At 34.0% G+C, this 18,200-nt stretch carries 18 protein-coding genes and 1 tRNA gene; 15 read left to right on the forward strand and 4 right to left on the reverse strand.

All coding sequences use genetic code 11. The annotated features are described in order from the left end of the window. The first annotated feature begins 2 nt into the window (after window positions 1-2). The 4 genes from fabZ (at window position 3) to ffh (ending at window position 7,468) form a co-directional block, all read left to right on the forward strand. Window positions 3-434 (forward strand): 3-hydroxyacyl-ACP dehydratase FabZ, encoded by a 432-nt coding sequence (gene fabZ, locus wTKK_RS03305; protein ID WP_407512048.1) that lies wholly within the window; start codon window positions 3-5, stop codon window positions 432-434. Window positions 435-479: 45 nt separating this feature from the next. Then, window positions 480-3,551: a WPE palindromic element domain-containing protein gene (locus wTKK_RS03310; RefSeq protein ID WP_407512049.1), complete on the forward strand. Its 3,072-nt coding sequence runs from the start codon at window positions 480-482 to the stop codon at window positions 3,549-3,551. Window positions 3,552-4,580: 1,029 nt separating this feature from the next. Beyond that, window positions 4,581-6,140, forward strand: coding sequence for a proton-conducting transporter transmembrane domain-containing protein (locus wTKK_RS03315; protein ID WP_407512050.1), 1,560 nt, complete (start codon window positions 4,581-4,583; stop codon window positions 6,138-6,140). Then, on the forward strand, window positions 6,125-7,468 hold the full coding sequence (gene ffh / locus wTKK_RS03320) for a signal recognition particle protein (RefSeq protein ID WP_407512051.1): 1,344 nt from the start codon (window positions 6,125-6,127) through the stop codon (window positions 7,466-7,468). Before wTKK_RS03315 ends, ffh begins: the two co-directional genes overlap by 16 nt. Before the next feature lie 279 nt (window positions 7,469-7,747). On the opposite strand, the gene wTKK_RS03325 is transcribed toward ffh, so the two are convergent. Both wTKK_RS03325 and wTKK_RS03330 read right to left on the reverse strand, forming a co-directional pair. Beyond that, entirely contained in the window at window positions 7,748-8,449 is a 702-nt protein-coding gene (locus wTKK_RS03325) for an ABC transporter ATP-binding protein (protein WP_407512052.1), read from the reverse strand. Continuing rightward, complete coding sequence (locus wTKK_RS03330) at window positions 8,442-9,224, reverse strand: MlaE family ABC transporter permease (RefSeq protein WP_407512053.1); 783 nt, start codon at window positions 9,222-9,224, stop codon at window positions 8,442-8,444. The genes wTKK_RS03325 and wTKK_RS03330 overlap by 8 nt, the downstream gene beginning before the upstream one ends. Before the next feature lie 225 nt (window positions 9,225-9,449). On the opposite strand from wTKK_RS03330, the gene rpmF reads away from it, so the two are divergent. The 4 genes from rpmF (at window position 9,450) to wTKK_RS03350 (ending at window position 11,841) form a co-directional block, all read left to right on the forward strand. Then, complete coding sequence (rpmF, locus tag wTKK_RS03335) at window positions 9,450-9,632, forward strand: 50S ribosomal protein L32 (protein ID WP_407512054.1); 183 nt, start codon at window positions 9,450-9,452, stop codon at window positions 9,630-9,632. A gap of 8 nt (window positions 9,633-9,640) precedes the next feature. Next, window positions 9,641-10,678, forward strand: coding sequence for a phosphate acyltransferase PlsX (plsX, locus tag wTKK_RS03340; RefSeq protein WP_407512055.1), 1,038 nt, complete (start codon window positions 9,641-9,643; stop codon window positions 10,676-10,678). After that, entirely contained in the window at window positions 10,671-11,627 is a 957-nt protein-coding gene (locus tag wTKK_RS03345) for a beta-ketoacyl-ACP synthase III (protein ID WP_407512056.1), read from the forward strand. The genes plsX and wTKK_RS03345 overlap by 8 nt, the downstream gene beginning before the upstream one ends. A 140-nt stretch (window positions 11,628-11,767) precedes the next feature. Further along, window positions 11,768-11,841 (forward strand) — tRNA-Arg (locus wTKK_RS03350). Window positions 11,842-11,849: 8 nt separating this feature from the next. Here wTKK_RS03350 and wTKK_RS03355 read toward each other — a convergent pair. Then, window positions 11,850-12,800 carry a complex I NDUFA9 subunit family protein gene (locus tag wTKK_RS03355; RefSeq protein ID WP_407512058.1) on the reverse strand — a complete coding sequence of 317 codons (951 nt, stop codon included), beginning with the start codon at window positions 12,798-12,800 and terminating at the stop codon, window positions 11,850-11,852. A 48-nt stretch (window positions 12,801-12,848) separates the two neighbouring features. Continuing rightward, window positions 12,849-14,225, reverse strand: a complete 1,377-nt coding sequence (locus wTKK_RS03360; RefSeq protein WP_407512059.1) for a UDP-N-acetylmuramoyl-tripeptide--D-alanyl-D-alanine ligase — start codon at window positions 14,223-14,225, stop codon at window positions 12,849-12,851. A 185-nt stretch (window positions 14,226-14,410) separates the two neighbouring features. On the opposite strand from wTKK_RS03360, the gene wTKK_RS03365 reads away from it, so the two are divergent. The 7 genes from wTKK_RS03365 to mdh are packed head-to-tail and all read left to right on the forward strand — an operon-like array spanning window position 14,411 to window position 18,195. Next, window positions 14,411-15,145, forward strand: a complete 735-nt coding sequence (locus wTKK_RS03365; RefSeq protein ID WP_407512060.1) for a hypothetical protein — start codon at window positions 14,411-14,413, stop codon at window positions 15,143-15,145. 3 nt (window positions 15,146-15,148) lie between these two features. After that, on the forward strand, window positions 15,149-15,430 hold the full coding sequence (locus tag wTKK_RS03370; protein ID WP_407512061.1) for a hypothetical protein: 282 nt from the start codon (window positions 15,149-15,151) through the stop codon (window positions 15,428-15,430). A gap of 6 nt (window positions 15,431-15,436) precedes the next feature. Then, on the forward strand, window positions 15,437-15,805 hold the full coding sequence (locus wTKK_RS03375; RefSeq protein WP_407512062.1) for an HIT domain-containing protein: 369 nt from the start codon (window positions 15,437-15,439) through the stop codon (window positions 15,803-15,805). Window positions 15,806-15,822: 17 nt separating this feature from the next. Further along, window positions 15,823-16,173, forward strand: coding sequence for an NADH-quinone oxidoreductase subunit A (ndhC, locus tag wTKK_RS03380; RefSeq protein ID WP_407512064.1), 351 nt, complete (start codon window positions 15,823-15,825; stop codon window positions 16,171-16,173). Continuing rightward, the gene (locus tag wTKK_RS03385) at window positions 16,167-16,670 is read left to right on the forward strand and encodes a NuoB/complex I 20 kDa subunit family protein (protein WP_407512066.1); all 504 of its coding nucleotides are present in this window, start codon (window positions 16,167-16,169) and stop codon (window positions 16,668-16,670) included. The genes ndhC and wTKK_RS03385 overlap by 7 nt, the downstream gene beginning before the upstream one ends. Window position 16,671: 1 nt before the next feature. Then, window positions 16,672-17,247 carry an NADH-quinone oxidoreductase subunit C gene (locus wTKK_RS03390; protein ID WP_407512068.1) on the forward strand — a complete coding sequence of 192 codons (576 nt, stop codon included), beginning with the start codon at window positions 16,672-16,674 and terminating at the stop codon, window positions 17,245-17,247. 3 nt (window positions 17,248-17,250) lie between these two features. After that, complete coding sequence (gene mdh / locus wTKK_RS03395) at window positions 17,251-18,195, forward strand: malate dehydrogenase (protein ID WP_407512070.1); 945 nt, start codon at window positions 17,251-17,253, stop codon at window positions 18,193-18,195. Window positions 18,196-18,200 lie beyond the last annotated feature (5 nt).

Raw genomic sequence — 18,200 nt, forward strand, 5'->3', positions numbered from 1 at the left:
TTATGCAATGTAATATCAATGATATTATAAAAATACTACCACATTCTTATCCTTTTCTCTTAGTAGATAGGGTTATAGAATGCGAACCTGGTAAAAGTATAAAAGCAATCAAAAATGTTACTTTCAACGAGCAATTTTTTATTGGTCATTTTCCTGGCCATCCGATAATGCCAGGAGTTTTGATAATTGAGTCTTTAGCTCAGGCATCTGCTATATGTGTTCTCGGTAAAAAAATAGTAGAAAATAAAGTTGTATACTTTATGTCCATTGAAAATGCAAAATTCAGAAAGCCAGTCACTCCAGGAGATACCTTAATTCTTCAATCCAACTTTGAAGGTTTGCGTTTAGGTGTATACAAATTTAAGTGTGTTGCATCTGTTGAAAAAGAAGAGGTTGCGGGAGCAACAATCTTAGCAAAACTGCAAGATAAATAAAATCTTCATCTATAAGAAACAGTATTTACACTGTATAGTATAAAGATGAAACTGAATTTCAAAATCTCATTTTCAAACTTATATACTCGTAGTGAATTAATAAAGTTAGATAAGGCGTTTTTGGATTACATAAGATCGTGCGATGAAAGCTTGTTTTATTCATTAGTTGAAGCAAGAGAAAAAGCAGCTTCTTTTTTGATGTCATCTCAGTGTTCATCCCAGTGCTTGACACTGGGATCCAGAAAACAAAAAGGATGGATTCCAGCTTGGATGGAAGATGGTTGTAATAGCCAGTTAATAATGGATCTCTCACATTTACTTGATGAATTTATTGCAAAATTTTTCAATATTGAAAAAGAAGTAGAAGAGTTAAAGGAAAAACACAACGACTTTGCTGTAATATACAGATGCAAAAGATTATTTGTTCAGCGTTATGCATTGAAGAAATACACTGATGTAGCAAATATTGATTATGTCACTCACAAATTAAATAGTTTCATTACTTTACCGACAACAGAAAAAAACTTTTCTGAGCAGGTAATGAGTTGGCTTGAAAATAAAGAGGATCACAAAGAAGAAATAGAACTTGCGGCTCAATATGCAGTTTGGAGAGTGAAAAATAAACAGAGTATACTATTTAGCATACATAAGAAAATTGATTACGAAAATCTCGTATCATTCTTGAAAAAAGAAGTAGATGAGGTTGAGGTTATGTATTCAAATGAGGTGAAAAGAAGATATGGTTTTGATCTAATAAGCAAAAAGGTGAGTTTGAATAAAGCACTAGATGATGCTCACTACTGCATATTTTGTCATAAGCAAAGTAAGGACAGCTGCTCAAAGGGGCTAATCAATGATGACAACACTTTCACAAAGTCTCCACTTAGAGTTGAGATGCACGGCTGCCCACTAGAGCAGAAAATATCAGAAATGAATCTGGTAAAAAGCGAAGGATATAGCATAGCAAGTCTTGCAATTGTGATGATAGATAACCCATTATGTGCGGCTACTGGACACAGAATATGCAATGACTGCATGAATTCGTGCATATATCAAAAACAAGAACCCGTAAATGTGCCAGCAATTGAAACAAGGATTCTAGATGATGTGCTTAGTTTACCGTATGGATTTGAAATATATTCTCTGTTTAGCCGTTGGAATCCTTTAAATTTTCAGCGTCCATTGCCAAAAGGAAACACTGGAAAAAACGTCCTAGTTGTAGGACTTGGTCCTGCGGGTTTTAATTTAGCTCATCATTTATTAAACGATGGGCATAACGTTATCGCCATTGACGGACTAAAGATTGAACCTTTGATCGATAATTTACAGCTAATTAAAGATTTTGAACGCGAAAAATTGAGTGAACGCACGGCAGATGGGTTTGGTGGAGTTTCAGAATACGGCATTACTTCTAGGTGGGATAAAAATTACTTAAAGATTATTAGATTACTGCTGGAAAGACGTGAGAATTTTGCACTTTATGGAGGCATTCGTTTTGGCAGCACGATAACTGTTGATGACGCATTTAACTTGGGTTTTGATCACATTGCCTTGGCACTTGGCTCTGGTAAGCCACGAATGATCAAAGTAAAAAACATACTAGCCCGTGGAGTGCGCATGGCATCTGACTTTCTTATGTCGTTACAACTGACTGGTGCTCTTAAATTTGATTCTATAGCAAATCTGCAAGTTCGTATGCCGATAGTTGTCATAGGTGCAGGACTCACTGCAATTGATACTGCTACTGAAGTTTTAGCTTACTATCCGATTCAAGTAGAAAAATTTCTTCTTCGTTATGAAATATTAGTTGATAAGTATGGAAAGAAATATGTTGAAAAAGATTGGAAAGAAGAGGAATATGAACTTGCAAATGAGCTGATATCGCATGCACAATTGATCCGAAAAGAGCAAGAATCAGCAAAAAAAGAGAATAGAGAAGCAAAAATATTGGAACTAATGCAAAGTCTAGGGGGAGTGAAAATTTTATATAGAAAAGAGCTAAAAGATTCACCAAGTTATCGATTAAATAGCGAAGAGGTGCAAAATGCACTATCAGAAGGGATTTACTTTATTGAAAACTTAGAGCCGATTGAAGTTGTAATAGATAAATATAACCACGCTGAATCAATAAAACTAATAGACACAAAATCTTATGAAATCAAGCATATAAAAGCACGTTCTATTTTGATAGCATCAGGTACTGAGCCAAATACAGTTATTGCAACAGAAGATAAAAAGCATTTTAAATTAAGTAACGGATATTTTACTCATTTGAATTCATCGGGAAAAGAAATAGATCCTATCTTTTCTCCTAAGATGCGAGATAAAGATAGAATATTAGTGTATAAGGAAGGCAATAAAACAATTAGCTTTTTTGGTGATCTTCATCCCTCGTATAGCGGCAGTGTAGTCAAAGCTATGGCAAGCGCTAAGAATGGTTACCCTATCATTTCTCAGCTTTTGAATAGAGTTAATAGCTTCATTTATGTCACTCCGGCTAGACTCTCGGAGTCACATGCACAATTGTATGAATATTGTAATATAAGAGTAACTTTCACAAAAAAAGATGTCATTCCAGTGCCCAGACACTGGAATCCAGAAAACTTAATTTTGAATGAGTACACCAGATGGTTGTATAGTCAGAACTTGATTCCAGTGTCAGCTATTTGCACGACACCACCTGCTATGCGAATTACCTACAAATTGCAGCATTTGCACGCTAAAGCGTCACGCGCTGGAATAATATCAGAACACCCAGCTAACAAAGAATTTTTCAATAAAATAAAAGAGCAATTCACTGCAAAGGTTATAAAAGTTCAATATTTAACAAACAAAGTTGTAGAAATAGTGATCAAAGCACCACTTGCGGCAAAGAATTTTAAACCTGGACAATTCTTTAGGTTGCAAAATTTTGAAACCAATAGCAGAAAAACCAATAATACAAACCTTGCTATGGAAGGTATAGCAGTAACCGGCACTGAAGTAGACAAAAAAAAAGGATTTATTTCCACTATTGTGCTTGAAACTGGCGGTTCCACTAATTTATGTAAATGTTTTAAAAAAGGTGAACAAATAATTCTTATGGGTCCAACTGGCAGTCCTACTGAGATTGGTTAAACCTATTTTGTACTAATTATACCATAATATATATTATTTATTAATAAATCTATACTGCAATAATAATTTTTATTAAGGTAGTATTATGACACAGGAGTTTATAGCAAAAAACGAAGACGTAGGTATGAAATTTCTTATCTCTACTAAAGATGATACTGGCAAAACAGGAAAAATGTCCCTTTGTAAAGATAAGTAACGGTCAAGATTAGTGTACAACATCCTACACAGTTCAATTTCCAGTAATTTATAATGATCTTTTTAATGATAGCTTGAGCTACGTAAGTGTTCTTTTGGATCATGATAAAGGACATTTAACCAGGATGCGCAATGAATTCGATAAATATAATATTGATTACACAGTTATGGACAATGATACAACACAGAATATGTTGTCAGAGATTTTTATATAATCTAATTTTCATTATACAGCTACTCAGAGCTCTCTTGGTTCCATTATCTCTACTCGAATGCCGTCATTACAGTGCTTGATACAGGGATTTATAGATAAACAATTTAATATTCCACTACGTGTTAGCGGAACCTATCCATATCATTATCCAAAAAAAACATAAAAAACTAAATTAATGAAGAATTCTTTAATATAATCAGATATTGCGAAGAGCATAAAAGTCGAATGAGTGCATTAAAAACTGGCAGCTCCATTATATTTATGCAAATACTGAAGAGAAAGAGATTAAATAACTCTCAACTGACAGACTTCATGAAGTTCTAGATATTAAAGTAATGCCAAACTTTATCTCAAAAAGTAAATAATTTACTAACGCTCGCGCACAAATTAAAAATAAATTGTGCGCGAGTGTAGCACTGTGAATTAGGAGTGCTATATTGAAGCTTACCTCACTATTAAAGCTATCGGTCAGATTAGATTAAAACCTAATCTGACCGGTTTCTCCATAACCTCGTAGACCCTGATATAATTATATGGTAATTAGCTTAACTAGTGGTTAATATGCAAATTGATTTTATTTGTATGTTGAGGTAGCATAAACCATACTGTTTTACATCATTGTGCAACTTTATAAATTTTTATTGCTATTTCTATTGGCTACATTAATAGTGATAGCCCTAGTATTACCTGAAAATTTAGGTACTACACTGAATTTCCCTCATCCAGTTCTAAATTTTGATTTATCTTTTCGTATCGTACTAATATCTTTTTTGTCAGTTGCATTTTTAGCTGTTCTACCAGTACAAAATTTGACTTTTTCAGAGATGCTATCTTTTGCTGCTTACACTATTAGTTCACTTTATGCAGTTTTATCTGAACATATGATATTGGTTATAATATTCTGTGAATTAATGACTGTCAGTGCATTTTTTACTATCGCATCTGGCTGTAGAGATAGTGGACCTGCAATAAGGTACGCTTGTGTACACTTTTTCGTTGGAGTTATGTTAATAGCAGGATTGGCACTTCAAAGCACTAACCTGATAATTTGGGGTTTATTGATAAACTGCGCTTGTTTTCCTTTTTCGTTTTGGATTGTTGATGCATATCCTGCTGCATCGCTACATGGCACCACATATCTCTCTTTATTTACCACTAAAGTCTCTTTTTTAGTGATGCTTTTACACACTTATAACCTATGGCAAGATTGTACTGAAATATTAGCGCTTGTAGGTGCCATCACTGCAATTTACAGCATTATATTTTCTTCTCTTGAGCAAAATATTCGCAGATTTTTATGCTATAATGTTGTAGGACAAATGGGCTTGCTGATTATTGCAGGAAGTTTACTCAGTCCTTCGGAAAAAGCAATACCAATTTTGATACTACATATAATCTTTTCTCTTGTTTATCAATCATTATTGTTTGTGGTCAGTAACTCGATTATTGTACAAACAAAAACAATTAGTTTTAATGGAGTGGGTAAACTGATGTCAGTGGAAGGCATGTGTGCTATAATCGCAATACTTACAATGGCTGCATTTCCTGGAACCGTTGGATTTATCAGCAAATCATATATCACAGCTGAAATTGAAATGAACACTGTTGCCTTAAAAGGGTATAAAAATCTATATAAGCTTCTAAATTTGCTGCTTCATTCAAGCGTGGGGCTAAAGTTTCTTTATTACTTATTTATTGCAAAAAGTAAGTCAAAACCTTTAGCAGAGAGGGGAAGCAAAATTACTATGATTATTTTAGCATTTATATGCGTAATCGCTGGCAATCCTTACTTACCTATTTACAATAAACCTTCGATTTTCGATTTTGTGTACAACACAAAAAATGTTTTGTCGCAATTAAATTTATTACTATGTACCACTTTATTGTTTATTCCTTTACGCAAGTTACTTTACCCGAGAGTAAATTTTAAAATGGATGTTGATTGGATTTTTAGAGTTTTCATATCCTATATTGTCTTGTTGTTCAATCAGTTAGTCTCTCAAACTAGAGAAATGTTTGCTAATGTACTGCAAAACTTGACTAATTCACTTACTAGTTTATACTCTGATAATATTACCAAACTTAAAGAAGTGCTGAGTTATAACTCGGTGAGTTTTGTTTCAGCTTCTTCTCTCTTTTTAATGAGTATTCTGCTAATGCTGTTATGTTTAAATCGTTAACCGAAAGTTTAAATTCCGTATTTAGTAAATTGAGAGGAAAGTCAATCATTTCTGAAGATGATTTTAATCTTGCCATGCGTGAAATACGTATAGCTTTAATTGAAGCTGATGTTTCACTTGAAGTTGCGAAAAAATTCATCAATGACATTAAAGATAAAGTGATCGGGGAAAAAGTCATAAAAAGTGTTTCCCCAGCGCAAATGATAATCAAAATTGTGCAGGATAATTTAGTTGCAGTTCTCGGATCAGAGAAAAGCGATTTAAACCTAGCAACTAAACCCCCTGCTGTGATTATGATGGTGGGCTTACAAGGTGCAGGTAAAACAACTACCTCAGGAAAGCTTGCTTTAAAACTAAAAAAGCAAAAGAAAAAAGTGATGCTTGCCTCTTTAGACATTTATAGGCCTGCTGCCCAGAAACAACTTGAGGTGCTGGGTAAACAAATAGACGTACAAACTTTATCTATAATAATAAATGAAGGGCCTATTGCAATTATAAAAAGGGCACTAGCAGCAGCAAAGAACGATAATTATGATGTATTAATACTAGACACCGCAGGCAGGCTTCATATTGACAATAATATGATGAATGAGTTGAAAGTGGTAAAGGAAATAGCTTCACCTACAGAAGTTATTTTAGTAGCCGACGCGATGATAGGCCAGGATGCGGTCAACATTGCCAAATCATTCAATGAGGTAATAGGTGTAACCGGCATTATTCTCACCCGTGTTGATGGTGATGCACGTGGTGGTGCTGCTCTTTCTATGAAAATGATCGCCAATTGTCCAATTAAATTTATTGCTTGTGGTGAAAAATTAAGTGACCTCGATGATTTTTATCCCGATAGAATTGCAAAAAGGATACTTAGCATGGGTGATGTTGTATCATTGGTTGAAAAAGCTGCTGAGATTGTTGGTCAGGAAGAAATTGATAAGTTACAAAAGAAAGTAAAAAAGGGTAAATTCGACCTAAATGACCTAGTGGGAATGTTAAAAACTCTGAGTAAAATGGATGGCATTAGCAACATAATGAAATTCATCCCTAGTTCATTCACAAAAAAGCTAAGTAGCAGTGTGCCAGATGACAATAAAGTGAAAAAATATATAGCCATCATAAACTCAATGACCGAAAAAGAAAGGCAAAATCCAGATATTTTAAATGGCAAAAGAAGACTTAGAATTTCTAAGGGGTCCGGAACAAGTGTAACTGACGTTAATCTTCTAATTAAGCAGTATAATCAAATGAGCTCTATGGTGAATAAGTTCAGTAAAGTTGACCATAGTAAACTCAAAGAATCTGATTTGATGGATATGCTAAGCAGAAAGTAAGTCAGCAGGTAGTGGAATGAAATAAAATCATCAGTTGTAATTGCTGTTGAATAGTAAAGTATATTATTTTAGCCTGAAGTAATAAGTTCAATAAATTTCTTCAGTTGGAATTGACATGATAATAAAAATTGATACAAGTTACTTTATCTATATTTAATGCGCTGTTTTATAGCTAGCACACTATACCACCGTAGCACTACACTAGTAACAGACCGAAGGTTGTCGATATCTCAAGTTGGGCTAGTTGCAGCATCCACAATATCGTTTGTAAACCTGTAGCTATATACAATAAATGAACTTTTTTATATATTCGTTGTTAGTATTTTGTATTTCCTGAACAGTTCCGTAAAAAATGATCTCCCCTTCATATAATACTGCTATTTTGTCAGCTATTTTAAATGCACTATGAATATCATGTGTAATCGCGATAATTGTAGGACGAAGATCTTGAGATAATTTTATTATTATCTCGTTTACTACATCTGACATGATTGGGTCTAATCCTGAAGTTGGCTCATCCAATACAATAATTTCTGGGTTGTGTGCAATTGCTCTTGCAAGTGCAACTCTTTTCTTCATTCCACCTGATAGTTCTACTGGAAACATTTCTGCTATGTTTTCTTCCAGTCCAACGTCATTTAACTTCTCGATTGCTAGGCGTTTTGCCTCCTTTATGCTGATATTAAAGCGTTTTTTATAATTAAAAGATATATTTTCCCACACTGTAACGTAGTCAAACAAAGCGGAATTTTGAAATAAGACTCCAAATTTATTTTTGCTTTTACTATTTATTTTAATAGACCCTGAGTCTGGTTTCAGTAATCCAATAATTATTTTTGTTAATACAGATTTACCACTTCCTGAGCCGCCAAGTATGACCAATGATTCTCCTTTCGATATATTGAAAGTTATGTTGTTTAATATCGTTCTATCATCAAAGGATAAGCTTAGATTCAATATTGATATTATCGGGCTATGCATGTATTAAAGTAATTAAGTAATTTGCTAAAATTATCAATATAGAGGATATAACAACAGTTGATGTTGTTGCAATACCTACTCCTCGTGCACCTTCCCTACAATGGTAACCGTAATAACAACTTGAAACAGAAATTATGGCGCCAAAAGCAGTAGCTTTCATTAGCCCAACAATAAAATCGTACATATTAAAGAATTGCGCTGTATATTTTATGTATATATTTAAATTGTGGTTAAACTCAAAGACTGCAGTGACATACCCTCCAAATATTCCTATTAGATCTGCACATACTGTAAGTATTGGAAATACTATAACTGACGCTAGAATTCTTGGTACAATTAAATATTTGAAAGGATTGATGTCCAAAGTTGTAAGTGCATCTATTTGTTCAGTGATGCGCATCGTGCCAATTTCTGCTGTAATTGAGGACCCAACCTTTCCTACCATTATTAAGCTGATCAAAACTGGCCCTAACTCTTTAATGATAGTGATCGTAACAAGTTTAGGTACTACTTGTTCTTGATTAATCAATATACCACTTAAGCTACTCTGTAAAACTATCACTGCTCCTATAAAAACTCCAGTGAGCCCAACAATTGGCAAAGAGAAAAAGCCTATCTCTATAATTTGTCTTGCCACATTGCTAAAATAATATGGAGGAATAAAGCAGTGGTATAGAGATTGAATAAAAAATACAAATGCGTTACCAATATTCAACAGAAAGTTGATAAAGCATCTACCGATTATTCTAACGCTGTCTATATTAAAGGAACTCACTTTACGTTTATCTTAGCTAAAATTAGTTTTACTGATTTTATTAAAATTTTTGTCAACTTCGCCAGAGTATAGTCAAGATATGTCTTAAGTTCAATATACTTTGATCAAAATGCTTAAGTTTATAAGAGTGAATTGTATAAGAAAACCTTACTTATTTCTCTATTTACTTCTTATAAAAAACATGCTACTAGTAAATTGTGTTATATAATTGAATTGGAGTAAGTTTTGGCAGTTCCGAAGAGAAAAAAGTCAAAGTCAAGGCGTAATATGCATCGTTCTCATCATGCTATTAAGCCTAAGAATATTGTGGTATGTACAACGACTGGAGAACTCATGTTGCCTCACAACATAGCAGTTGACAATAGTTACAAGGGAAAACGTGTTTTCATTAAACAAAAAGCGGAGTAACTCATGATATGCTACCCACGGTCAACAACAACATAGTTATCGCACTTGATGCTATGGGAGGGGATTTTGCACCTCTTTCCGTAATTCAGGGTGCTAGTTTTTTCTTGGATGGTCTTGTTAACCCGGGTATTGAAGTTTTTTTTCATATTTATGGAGATCAGAGAGAAATATCTCCTTTGCTTTCAAAATATAAAAAAGTAAGAGATAACTCCGAATTTACCCATTGTTCTGATAATGTTCTTCAAAATGATAAACCATCTTTTGCACTTAGACATCGCAAAGATTCAAGTATGAAGGCAGCTGTTGAAGCAGTGAAAAAAGGTAAAGCTTTTGGGATGGTATCTTCAGGCAACACTGGAGCATTGATGGCTATCTCCAGATTTATTTTAGGAACATTACCCAATATCTATCGTCCTGCTATTGCATCTGTCTGTCCAACTAAGACAAAAAGCTTTGCATTGCTTGATCTTGGTGCAAATGTTGACTGTAATACTGACTCATTATTTCAATTTGCATTAATGGGGAGTATATTTGCAAAAATAGCATTAAAAGTTGAAAATCCTGAAGTCGCTTTGCTAAACATTGGTACAGAGGAAGTGAAAGGTACTGACTCAGTAAGAGGAGCTTTTGAGTTACTCAAAAATGCTCCAAGTATTAACTTCAAAGGATATATAGAGGCAAGTGAATTTTTAGATGGTAATATAGACGTAATTGTTGCTGATGGTTTTGTTGGTAATGTAATGCTCAAGACAGCTGAGGCAACTGCTGGTACTTTTATCAGTCTAATAAAACAGGAAGTATTTAATTCATGGATGACAAAAATGCTTGTCGGCATATTGTTGAAACCCAAGCTCAATAAAGCATTAGAGCGTTTTAATCCTAAAATCAGAAGTGGAGCTATGTTTTTAGGGCTAAATGGTATCATTATAAAGAGCCACGGAAATTCTGATGCTATTTCTTTTGCTCACGCTATAAAATTTGCAGTAAATGCAATCAGTGAAAATTTGAACCAGAAGATAATTAACGGGGTAAGTCATATTGAATAAAAGTTTCATATTGAGCACTGGTTCTTACCTACCAAAAAAAAATTTGAGTAATAACGAAATTGCATCGATAGTTGAAACAAACGATGAATGGATAAGGCAAAGAACAGGAATAGTTCAAAGACATATAGCAGATGAAGGAGAATTAACGTCAGATTTAGCTGTTAATGCAGCGAAAAATGCTATAGAAAAAGCGAAAATTTCAATAGATGAAATTGGTTTGATCATAGTTGCAACAACAACACCTGACAAAACTTTTCCTAGCTGTGCAACGATTATACAAAGTAAACTAAAGTGTAAAAATGCATTTGCTTTTGATGTACAGGCAGCATGCTCTGGTTTTATATATGCAGTTACAGTTGCTGATTCACTTATAAAGTCTAACGATAGAGTTAAATACGCGCTTGTTATTGGTGCTGAAACAATGTCTAGGATTGTTGATTGGGAAGATAGGTCAACTTGTGTACTCTTTGGTGATGGTGCTGGTGCAGTGATAATGAAATCAGAAATGAGTAGCAGTAGCATTATATCAACAAACTTACACTCTGATGGCAATGTGGACTTATTATGTACAAACGGAGGAATATCCTCTACTCGTGATTCTGGAAAGATACTTATGAATGGAAGAGAAGTGTTTAAACATGCAGTAGAAAAATTAATAGCCTCAGTAGAGGAAACTCTAAAATGCAATAGTTTGAAGATTACTGATATTGACTGGTTAATTCCCCATCAAGCAAACATTCGCATTATTGAAGCAGTAGTAAAGAAATTAGATTTTCCTATAGAAAAAGTAATTAATACAGTTGATAAGCATGCAAACACCTCAGCAGCGTCAATTCCACTAGCCTTAGACTATGCAGTACAAGAATCAAAAATAAAGTCAGGAAATCTGATATTGCTGATTTCAATAGGTGCAGGCCTGACCTGGGGTTCTGTGTTACTGCGCTATTAGACTTCCTATTACCCACGCTTCTTTTTTCAGTTTTATCTTTATATGCTGTACTGACAAAGTTTTGAGATGTTATCACAAACATTATATTCACAAGAAATACTTGACTTCACGTGTACTAAGAAGCATTTTATATACGATGTGTGCCCGTAGCTCAGTTGGATAGAGCAACAGCCTTCTAAGCTGTGGGTCGTAGGTTCGAATCCTACCGGGCACATTCTTCTATCAACGCTTTCTATAAATTTTCAAGTATTCTGGTACCACATTTTCAATTGCTAGTGGTCTAATTTTCATTGTTCCGAGATCATCTGACCTTTTGATTGAACTATTCATCACAACTTTAACCTGATCTCGAGTAAGTATAGGGCTTGCATTTCCGGTTATAGGTTTTAACAGCGCAGAAACAACTTTACTTTCTAAGAAAAAGGCTATCAATTTTGCCATTGGAAAAGGTACATTGATCAGTAGACACTTTCTGTTAGTCACATTCAGAATAAACTTTAATAAGCTTTTAAAAGAGTAAACTTTTGGTCCACCTATATTATAAATTTTTTTATCTTGCTTATTAAAGCTGATAATACGATATACCACTTCAGCTAAGTTTGTTACACATATCGGCTGAAATTTCGTTATTCCACTACCGATTAACGGCAAAAAAGGAAGAATTGTTGCTAATCTTGCAAATTTATTGAAGAAACTATCTTCTTTACCGAATACAAGACTTGGCTTAATTATTATTGCTCCCTGAAATGCTGAAGTTACAGCTTTTTCACCTTCTAATTTACTTTGGGCGTATCTTGACAGCTTACTATTTTCTATTCCCATGGCAGAAAAATGTATCATCATGTATACACTTTTTATTTGCGCGGCTTTTGCTATTCTTTCAGCTACTCCGACATGAACGTCATAGAAATCGTGCTTTCTTGTCTCATATAGTATTCCTACTAAATTTATAACAACATCACACCCCTCCATACTTTCTAAAATTGATTGTTCATTAAAAAAATCTCCTTCAATTATTGATATTTGTCCTAAATTTCCACATAACTTCAGACAAGCAGCTTTTTCCTGATCACGAGCAAATATTCTTATTAAATACCCCGCCGCTGCCAAGCGTCTTACGATATGTTTTCCTATAAATCCCGTTCCACCAAAAATAACTATACGTTTTATCACAGTTAAAACTCCCAATAACTTAATTTTAAATTAATACAATAGTTTTATTTAATATTCTATCGTGAATTCCTGCATTATAAGGTCCATTCTCATTCTATGAGAACCTTTAACTAAAATTACATCATTACCTTGAACAATATTAGCTAAATTTCTTTTCAATTTGTTAGAATCATCGAAATGCATGCCTTGTATATTCTCCGGTAAAAGTTTATTCAATTCTAACATAAATTTACCAACCGTATGAACTTTATTCACATTTTGTTCTACTATAGAGTCAAGCAATTCTGTGTGAAATACTATGCTTTCATTACCAAGTTCTAACATATCGCCAAGTAGTGCCACTTTTCTTAAATTAGAATATGTACCTAAAGTTCTTATTGCAGCCTTCATTGAAGTAGGGTTAGCATTATAGGAGTCGTTAATCAAATGTACTAATTTTCCATTGTATTTAGCTTGATGAATATTACCTCTACCTTCTGTTACAGTAAAATTCTCAAGTGCTAGTGGTAATTTAGATAAATCAAGTTCGAGACTTTGCAAAACTGCTGTAACAACTAATGCAGAGTATGCAAAATGTTCGCCTTTTACAGGTAAATTACAGTTCATAATTTGACCACTGTTCAGTTTGATTTTTAAATTTAGACCGTTATCGTCTCTTATGAGGTCTAACAAACGAACAGTAGCACTTTCATTCTTACCAAAGCTTACTACATTTCTTTTAGCATTTGATAAGAGATAATCATAATGTTCATTATCCTTATTCAAAACCAAAGTACCATTATTTTTCATACCATGTAGAATTTCTAATTTCGCTTGCGCAATATCAAGTAGAGATGAAAAATTTTCAACATGTGCAGGTTCAATGTTGGTAATAACTGCAATATCCGGATTGCTAATCTCCGATAACTCTTTTATTTCACCAGCTCTACTCATTCCTATTTCAAGGATTAAGTACTGGCAGTCTTCTGGCGCTTTTAGAATCGTAAAAGGCAATCCTATATTATTATTCAAGTTACCTTCATTTACATGAGATACTCCATAATGCAACAAAACAGTGTTAAGCATATCTTTTGTAGTGGTTTTCCCAACACTACCTGTAATTGTGATAACTTTAGCATTAACAAGAATATTGCTAATGTAATATGATGCCATATTATGCAAAGCTTTTAGAGTATCTTGCACAATAATTAGAGGAAAATTTCTACATTTATCTTCGCTTACTACTGCAGCAACAGCTCCTTTTAAAAATGCTTCATGTAGAAAATCATGCCCATCAAATTTCTTTCCCTTGAGAGCAATAAATAAATCACCTTTTTTTATGCTTCTTGTATCCGTTGAAATATTTGAGCTATATACCGAATGACAAACACCCCGCCCTCTTCCGCCAGTAGCATCGATAATATTATTTGCGTTCCATTTTAACATAATTTATCTTTATAAGGTAATTTGAGCAAGAAAAGCAGCAAAAGTACTACATACTTTGGTAATGTACAAATAATGATTGCTATTTTTATAATTTCATCTTATAATAGATATACAAACTTAAATGTTTTCGTCTATCATTGGGTGTATTTTAGTGTCTGACTGCAGAAAGTGACTTGGGGGTATGTATGGCAAAAGATCAGTCAAATAAGAAGTCTATTCTAGCTAAGATAAAGGGCGTGTTTTTTCTTGTACCTAAAGCACTTATTTATCCTATAAAGAAACCGTTTGCTTCAATTGATGAAATGAAGCATGATGCTAAAGTTTCATTAAAAAACGCTGTGAGTGATGTACCTAAAGAAGAAGAGAAATATGACCCATCTATAAAAACCACAGAAGCTAGTAGGTACCTTGGCATACAAATAACAAAACAAGAAAAAGGTAAGGTAAGTTTTTTAGCGTCAAGAACTTTGACGGGGGATATACCTTGCTTGAGTCCAGAGAAATTAGATAAAATAAGGGAAGATCTGCCCAATATAACTATTTTTAGAGAAGAAAACAAAATTGTAATTGAAGTTGATGTTGAAAAGATTATCCAAGAAATAAAAGATAAAAATCCAGGTATGGATGAAAAAGTCATGAAAAAGTACGCTCTTGAAGGAATTTATGATAAGATTGATTGTGATCTTAAAAATTTGGCAAAAATTACTGGTGGAGAGTTTAAAGTTCACACAGATCGGAAATTGCTTTATGGTATTGCAGAAAAGTTGTATAGTGGATATGATAGTGAAAAGCAGAAGTCACAGGAAGTTGTAAGGCCTGTGGATAAGGAAAAGTCATCAGAGAAAATTTTAAGTAATTGGCAGAAAGCTATTAAACAAGATTTTGAAAGTTGCGAAAGCATAAGAGGTGGGGGGAAATAAATTATGGAGAGTGTTATGAAAGAAGTTCAAATAGAGGAAAGGTATCATAGCCTAACTGTTCCTGGAGATATGTATCATTTACAACCAGAAGTTATTGCTGCAAGAAGGGCAAATAGAATAGAAAAGTTTTCAAAAAGACACCAAATGGACTATGGGTCGGTTTTGCGTAGACAAGATATACAGCCAAAAGACGTTTCAAGTCTTGAAGATGCTTCTAGCGAAGCAGCAATAACCCCACCTTCTACACCAAATCATAAGCAAAATAGAAGAGGAGCAGGAATTTAATAAAGTATGGGTAGTACGGATTATGATGACACTAATATCTTTGCTAAGATATTAAGAGGTGAGTTGTCTTATGAGGAAGTACATAAAAGTGAAAACGTGCTAGCTTTTCTTGATAAGTATCCTGATGCACCAGTTCATATTCTGGTTATACCAAAAGCTCAATACGTTTCATACGATGATTTTGCTCTTAAAGCTTCCGAAGAGGAAATAGTAAGTTTTTTTAAAACTGTTAGAGAAATAGCACATAAATATCACTTAGAAAAAACAGGATATAGATTAGTTACTAATCACGGTAAAGATGGAGAGCAAGTTATACCGCACTTTCACATACATATTTTAGGTGGTAAAAGATTAGGAAAGCATGTAAATTCATAGTGTTATATGTTTTTTAAATGAGTGAATATTTAACCATATTAGTTTTTATCTGTGTATCAATTGTATTATCCTTTACTTTAGGTGTATTACCTATGTTTCTTGCAGTCAGTAACCCAGATGGCGAAAAGCTTTCTACATATGAGTGTGGCTTTAATCCTTTATCAAGAGCCAGAAAAAGTTTCGACATAAAATTTTACTTGGTTGCAATATTATTTATAATATTCGATTTAGAAGTTGTTTTTCTTTTTCCTTGGGCAGTTTCTTTATCTAAAATAAGCTATTACGGATTTTGGTCTATGATGATATTCCTTGCTATACTTACTATAGGCTTTATTTATGAGTGGTGTAAAGGTGCGTTAGAATGGTAGTAAATTTATCTAATAGCGACTGGAATCGTTACAAAAAAGAAGGTTTTCTTATCACTAAATTTGGCGATTTAATGGATTATATAATGAACTGGGCAAGGTCTGGTTCATTGTGGCCAATGACATTTGGTCTTGCATGTTGCGCAGTAGAGATGATGCACACTGCATCCAGTCGTTATGATCTTGATAGATACGGCATAATCTTTCGTGCAAGCCCAAGGCAAGCAGATGTTATGATTGTTGCTGGCACGTTAACTAATAAAATGGCAGCAGCATTGCGTAAAGTTTATGATCAAATGGCGGACCCCAAGTACGTCGTTTCTATGGGAAGTTGTGCAAATGGCGGTGGCTATTATCATTATTCTTACTCGGTAGTCCGTGGTTGCGATAGAATTGTGCCAGTTGATGTATATGTTCCTGGATGCCCTCCAACTGCTGAGGCGTTACTGTATGGAATGCTATGTCTACAAAATAAAATAAAACGAACTAAGAATATATAGCATGGATAAAACTGCAAAATACATACAAAAAAAGACTAAATGTAAATGTATTCAGAAAAATGATGGCACTATTGTAATATATTCAGCTTTGAACGAAATTGAAAATCACTTACTCTTTCTACGTGATGATGAAAAGTGTAGGCTTGAATTATTAGTTGACATTTTTGGAGTTGATTACCCAGATAGAGGAAAACGTTTCGAGCTAATATACAATTTGCTCAGCCTTGTGCACAATATCAGAGTGCATATAAAGCTTCAGTTATGTGAAGGTGATATACCTCTAAGTGCAGCAAAGATATTTAATGCAGCTTCGTGGTTTGAGCGTGAAGTATTTGATATGTATGGAATAGAGTTTTCTAATCACCCAGATTTACGTAGGATTTTAACGGATTATGGATTCAAAGGTCATCCAATGTTAAAAGATTTTCCTCTCACTGGCTACGAGGAAGTAAGATACGATATAGAGGCAAAAAAGGTTGTGTATAATCCTATAGACTTACCGCAAGATTTTCGTATGTTTGACAGCTTATCCCCTTGGGAAGGTAGTAAAGCCACAAAAGTAAATATAAAGGAGTAGAAAATGACAGCACAAAGAAAAAAAATATCTTTGATTGGTGCAGGAAATATCGGTGGGACTCTTGCCCATATGATTGCACTAAGAGAGCTAGGAGATGTTATTTTGCTTGATGTAAGCGATGGAATACCACAAGGTAAAGCACTTGACATTACAGAATCATCTCCTATTGATCGATCTAATGTCAATATTACTGGTACAAATAGGTATGAAGATATAAAAAACTCTGACGCAATTATAATAACTGCTGGCATTGCCAGAAAACCTGGAATGAGCAGAGATGACCTTCTGCAAACTAATGCTGCAGTAATGAAAGAGGTTGGGGAAAATATTAAAAAACATTCTCCAAACGCATTTGTAATAGTGGTTACCAATCCTTTAGATGCTATGGTTTCAGTAGTATACAAATCTTCAAACTTGCCAACTAATATGATTGTTGGTATGGCAGGAGTGCTTGACTCTGCTCGTTTTCGTTATTTTCTTGCAAGTGAGTTAAATATTTCTGTCGAAGATGTATCTGCTTTTGTGCTTGGAGGACATGGTGACACTATGGTACCACTAATCAATTATGCTTCAATTGCTGGCATTCCACTTACCCAAATCATTGAGATGGGTTTGATTACGCGAGGAAAAGTTGATGAAATAGTTGAGCGCACTCGTAATGGTGGAAAAGAAATAGTTGATCTACTTAAATCTGGATCTGCATACTATGCTCCTGCATCTTCAGCCATAAGCATGCTAGAATCATACTTAAAAGATAAAAGGCGTATATTACCGTGCGCTGCTTATCTTAATGGTGAATATGGTGTGAAAGACTTATTCATTGGTGTTCCTACTATTATTGGCAAAAATGGAGTTGAGAAAGTTCTAGAAGTTAAAATGAACGATAGTGAACAAGAGATGTTTTATAAATCTGTAAGTGCAGTAAAAGAGCTCTGTCAGCTAAATTAATTGCC

The organism is Wolbachia endosymbiont of Trichogramma kaykai, assembly GCF_045765165.1.
GTDB lineage: Bacteria > Pseudomonadota > Alphaproteobacteria > Rickettsiales > Anaplasmataceae > Wolbachia.

Excerpts from the sequence above, each read along its gene's own strand:
- wTKK_RS03375 (WP_407512062.1), top strand. The coding sequence starts at position 15,437 with ATGGGTAGTACGGATTATGATGACACTAATATCTTTGCTAAGATATTA.
- wTKK_RS03365 (WP_407512060.1), top strand. The coding sequence starts at position 14,411 with ATGGCAAAAGATCAGTCAAATAAGAAGTCTATTCTAGCTAAGATAAAG.
- wTKK_RS03360 (WP_407512059.1), bottom strand. The coding sequence starts at position 14,225 with ATGTTAAAATGGAACGCAAATAATATTATCGATGCTACTGGCGGAAGA.
- wTKK_RS03310 (WP_407512049.1), top strand. The coding sequence starts at position 480 with ATGAAACTGAATTTCAAAATCTCATTTTCAAACTTATATACTCGTAGT.
- wTKK_RS03385 (WP_407512066.1), top strand. The coding sequence starts at position 16,167 with ATGGTAGTAAATTTATCTAATAGCGACTGGAATCGTTACAAAAAAGAA.
- plsX (WP_407512055.1), top strand. The coding sequence starts at position 9,641 with ATGCTACCCACGGTCAACAACAACATAGTTATCGCACTTGATGCTATG.
- wTKK_RS03370 (WP_407512061.1), top strand. The coding sequence starts at position 15,149 with ATGGAGAGTGTTATGAAAGAAGTTCAAATAGAGGAAAGGTATCATAGC.
- wTKK_RS03390 (WP_407512068.1), top strand. The coding sequence starts at position 16,672 with ATGGATAAAACTGCAAAATACATACAAAAAAAGACTAAATGTAAATGT.
- ffh (WP_407512051.1), top strand. The coding sequence starts at position 6,125 with ATGTTTAAATCGTTAACCGAAAGTTTAAATTCCGTATTTAGTAAATTG.
- mdh (WP_407512070.1), top strand. The coding sequence starts at position 17,251 with ATGACAGCACAAAGAAAAAAAATATCTTTGATTGGTGCAGGAAATATC.
- wTKK_RS03325 (WP_407512052.1), bottom strand. The coding sequence starts at position 8,449 with ATGCATAGCCCGATAATATCAATATTGAATCTAAGCTTATCCTTTGAT.
- ndhC (WP_407512064.1), top strand. The coding sequence starts at position 15,823 with ATGAGTGAATATTTAACCATATTAGTTTTTATCTGTGTATCAATTGTA.
- fabZ (WP_407512048.1), top strand. The coding sequence starts at position 3 with ATGCAATGTAATATCAATGATATTATAAAAATACTACCACATTCTTAT.